Source organism: Paenibacillus sp. 01T422 (assembly GCF_056398785.1).
In genome coordinates this window covers 1-4,498 of record NZ_JBFTQB010000523.1, presented here as the reverse complement: position 1 = coordinate 4,498, position 4,498 = coordinate 1, and the positions used below count along the sequence as shown (strand labels likewise).

At 49.9% G+C, this 4,498-nt stretch carries 2 protein-coding genes and 2 pseudogenes; all 4 read left to right on the top strand.

Features of this window, described 5'->3' with window-relative positions; translation table 11 throughout:
• Window positions 1–631 (top strand): annotated as a pseudogene (locus AC1DUA_RS24920) (hypothetical protein); the annotation flags it as partial.
• Between the two features lie 20 nt (window positions 632–651).
• Window positions 652–3,030, top strand: a complete 2,379-nt coding sequence (locus tag AC1DUA_RS24915; RefSeq protein WP_477502323.1) for a glycoside hydrolase family 95 protein — start codon at window positions 652–654, stop codon at window positions 3,028–3,030.
• Window positions 3,027–4,052 carry a sialidase family protein gene (locus AC1DUA_RS24910; protein ID WP_477502322.1) on the top strand — a complete coding sequence of 342 codons (1,026 nt, stop codon included), beginning with the start codon at window positions 3,027–3,029 and terminating at the stop codon, window positions 4,050–4,052. The genes AC1DUA_RS24915 and AC1DUA_RS24910 overlap by 4 nt, the downstream gene beginning before the upstream one ends.
• Window positions 4,053–4,132: 80 nt before the next feature.
• Window positions 4,133–4,498: pseudogene (locus AC1DUA_RS24905) on the top strand (MGH1-like glycoside hydrolase domain-containing protein); the annotation flags it as partial.

The following is a 4,498-nucleotide window of genomic DNA, read 5'->3' as shown; positions in this document are numbered from 1 at the left end:
GCATTGGAGCGCATGTTTACTTCTATATGAAGCGGAGTTGAAGGCTTTCCGTCTCCATGTGCAAGAGCTGAAGTCAGGGACRCTGCCCGAAGCTCTAAAAAATCTAAAAGCTCCGATCGTTCCCTATGCAGAGGCACCGTTCAGCTTATTGTCTGAACATGCGGAGTTGTACTTCGTGGAAAAAGGCGTGGAAGTTTTCACGGACGGGGATATTCACATCGTTGGCTGTGCTGAGGAGCTGAACGGGCTTACGGGTATCCGTTTTAGTCAAAGGCAGGCGGGTCTTCACGGCTTAGCGATCGATATTGAACTTAAACAGCCTTCGAAAGTGCTGGTAGGTTATTTTAATTCAAAAGATGATCAATGGCTGCAAGTCCCTAGCCTGGAGGAAAACACACACGCGGACGATAGAGGCGGTTATGCGCCGGTACTGCGCAAAGGGCTGCGTTTATATGCGTATCCATCTGTGAATATCCACGCCTTCCACTATGAAGCGGGGCGGCAAACACTTGACTTCGGTAAAGGTGCTTTTCTGATTCTGGGTGTGATCCCTATGGATCAGGAGACATGTCCACGTGATGTTGAACACAAAAACGATGGTATTGATACATTGGATTGGTTGTACGAATAGAAACAGGTGGGGGAGATCTGGTGTCAGACAAAAGTACGGCATTATGGTACGCACAGCCAGCGAAATCTTGGTTCCAAGCACTCCCCGTAGGGAATGGCCGTTTCGGCGGAATGATGTATGGCGGTACGGATCGGGAACGTATACAGATGAACGAAGATACGTTATGGTCCGGGGAACCCAGAGAGACAGTGAACAAAGAAGCAGCTGAGTATTTGGACATTGTGCGTGAAATGATCTTTGCAGGCAAGTACGCCGAGGCTGAGGAATTGATCGAAAGGCACATGGAAGGACCAGAGATCGAATCGTACGTCCCGCTTGGCGATTTGGATCTTATCTTCGAAGAGACCGGTGAAATTTCGGATTACCGCAGGGAATTGGATCTAGCAGAAGGAATCGCCCGTGTGCGGTATTTGCAAAATAACGCTGTACATACCAGAGAACTGTTCGTCTCGGCGGTTGATCAAGTCATGGTCATACGCTTGCATAGCGAGCGTAACATCAGTGTTAGCGCAATATTGAACAGTCCTCTGCAATATGAAGTCAAGAAGGTGTCATGGAACCAATTAATCCTTACTGGACGCAGCCCCATTCATATTCTGCCTAATACGGTGAAGTCACCCGACCCAGTGCACTATGCGGAAGGCAAAGGGATCGGTTTTAACATTCGATTGACCGTTAGTACGGACAAAGGCAGGTTGGAGGTTAGCGGTGGACGGATCCGTGTGAGCGGTACAGGAACGGTCACTTTCCTGCTGGCTGCCGAGACCAGCTTCCAAGTCTTCGATAAGGACCCTGCTCTAACAGATCAACCATCGTTAGAGTTAGGAGAAGCAAGACTGGCCAAAGCAGCATCGCTTGGTTACGAGCAGTTGAAAGAGCGGCATATCCACGATCATGCCGCACGCTTTTGCAAAGTTTCTCTTGACCTTGGCGGCCAGGAAAGAAATGACCTACCAACGGATGTCCGAATCGAAGCTATCAAAAACGGTGTAGAAGATCCCGGACTTGCCGCATTATTTTTTCAATATGGCCGATACCTGCTGTTGTCCAGCTCTAGAATTGGAACGCAGCCGGCTAATCTGCAAGGCATTTGGAACGATAGCATTCGTCCGCCATGGTGCAGTAGTTGGACGACAAACATCAACGTAGAGATGAACTATTGGCCTGCGGAAGTGGGCAATCTTGCGGAATGCCATTTACCATTGTTCGACCTGATAGAGGACCTGCAGCATACAGGGCGTAAAGCCGCCAATGTCCACTACCGCTGCGAGGGTTGGACGGCGCATCACAACATCGATGTATGGCGAACAGCAACTCCCGTCGGGGGATCGCCAAGCTGGGCATTTTGGCCGATGGCAGGAGCTTGGTTATGTCAGCATATCTGGGAACATTACGCTTACAGTCAAGATGAAATGTTTCTCAAGCGAGCCTATCCTGTGATGAAAGAAGCGGCCCAATTTGGCTTGGATTGGTTAGTGGAGGCGAAGGATGGCAGCCTGGTTACTTGCCCTTCAACGTCCCCGGAAAACTTCTTTATCGCGCCCGATGGGCAGAAAAGCAGTGTGACCCAAGGCGTGACGATGGATGTGGCGCTCCTCCGAAGTTTATTTGACCATTGTTTGGAAGCCAGTGGCATTTTATCAGATACGGATCAGACGTTTATAGGCCGATTGGAGCATGCGTTATTGCGGCTGCCTCCCTACCGTGTAGGCAAGCATGGCCAGCTCCAAGAGTGGAACGAAGATTTTGAAGAGTTTGAGCCAGGGCATCGTCATGTCGCACATTTGGTCTCGCTACATCCATTGGACCAGATTACCTTACATCAGGAACCAGAACTTGCGGCTGCTTGCAAGGTCACACTTGAACGACGTTTGAATCATGGCGGAGCCCATACGGGGTGGAGCTGCGCGTGGATGATTAATCTATGGGCACGGCTTGGAGAGTCCGAGCATGCGCAGCGATTCGTGAATGAACTGCTCGCTGGACTACATCCGAACATGATGAATGCGCATCGGCATCCAAAGGTGAAACAAGATATTTTCCAGATTGATGGAAATCTCGGGGGTGTTTCGGGAATTGCCGAAATGCTGCTGCAAAGCCACGGCAACAACGTCCAATTTCTACCTTCTCTGCCACAGAAATGGTTGAAAGGTTGTGTGAAAGGACTACGAGCACGCGGAGGGTTTGAGGTCGATATCGCATGGGAGAATGGCAAGCTGCTGCGAGCACATATTGTCTCAACGGCCGGTAAAGCCTTCCTGTTGCGCATAGCAGAACCGGTATGCGTCCTGCAAAACGGGTATGAAATCCGGATCGAGGACATTGAGCCGAACGTCATCGTGTTTGGAACCAAAAAGGGACAGAGCTACGAAATTGTCCCAAGGAGTGATAGGAGTTGAGTGATATCTATCAAGTGAAGGAGTTTATTTTCGAAGATGACAGACCTTTTCTAAGCTGTCATGCATCTACGCTTGAGCTGCTGCCGAGTGGAGACATCCTGGCAGCATGGTTTGGCGGCACGAAAGAGAAAGCCGGCGACGTTGCAATATGGACGTCCCGCAGAGTGGACGGCCACTGGACACCGCCCGTCAATGCTGCCGACGAAGTGGACGTTCCGCATTGGAATCCCGTCTTGTTTCGCAGAGCGGACGGTGTTCTGTTCCTGTATTACAAAATCGGCACCTCCATTGCCGAATGGGTAACGATGGTCAGGCGCTCATCGGATGAGGGGTTCACTTGGTCGGCTCCCGTACCGTTAGTTGAGGGTGACAAAGGGGGTAGGGGACCCGTTAAGAACAAGCCAATTGTGCTGCATGATGGAACGCTTGTCGCCCCAGCCTCGATCGAACCCGCTTGGGATGCGTTCGTTGATCTATCCTTCGATGGAGGCGAGACATGGGCTCGCAGCGAAACTGTGCCTTTAGACCGCAGCGGTTTAAAAGGGAAAGGGATCATTCAGCCTACCTTATGGGAGTCAGATCCAGGAATCGTGCACATGCTTACGCGCAGTACGGAAGGGGCTATATATCGCAGTGATTCGGTAGATGGGGGAAGGACTTGGTGCCAAGCCTACGCAACGGAGCTTCCGAATAATAATAGTGGGATTGATTTGGTAAAGTTGGAAAATGGCATTCTTGCACTTGTCTACAATCCGACTCGACCGGAACCCGGGAAGATCAAAGGACCCCGGACACCACTTGTGCTGCGCTTTTCCAAGGATAATGGACTTACTTGGGAGGATGAACGGCTGCTGGACGAAGGGGATAAGCAATACTCGTATCCAGCCATCATTGCTAACGGGCTAGAGCTATATATCACATATACATGGAAAAGGGAACGGATAGCTTTCCAAAAAATCTCTTTGGATATGAGCAGGAATGACCTATATTCTGGGAATAATTACACTACTATTCTACTATGAGTTTGTTATATATTTAAAAAGGTTAAAATTGCCAAAATTTTAACTTTGATAGGAGAGGATTCATTCTGACTGCTTATCAAGTGAACGAGCAACTGCATGCAGGAAGGAAAACGCTTCGCACGCATCCCGGCGCTCTGCTGCTGGGTTCGACGGGCGCGAGGCTGTGGGCGGATTATTTGGATCCTGTGCCCGGCTTTTCCGGAAGATTCGATTTCATTCATAAAGTTAATATTCCCATGTTGTATCGGGTAGAAAATAGTTTTGTTAAGCGTTTTGAGCCGTGCCGCACAGAGTGGTATCCCAGCTATTTGCTTATGGCGTACACCGATCATCGACTTTCTTTGGTGGAGAAAAAGTTTATTTCATGGAATGACTGTGCCGTGTCTTGTCAAACCTGGACGAACCACAGCAGCGAAGAGCTCGTGCTGCGATTAACCACATACGGC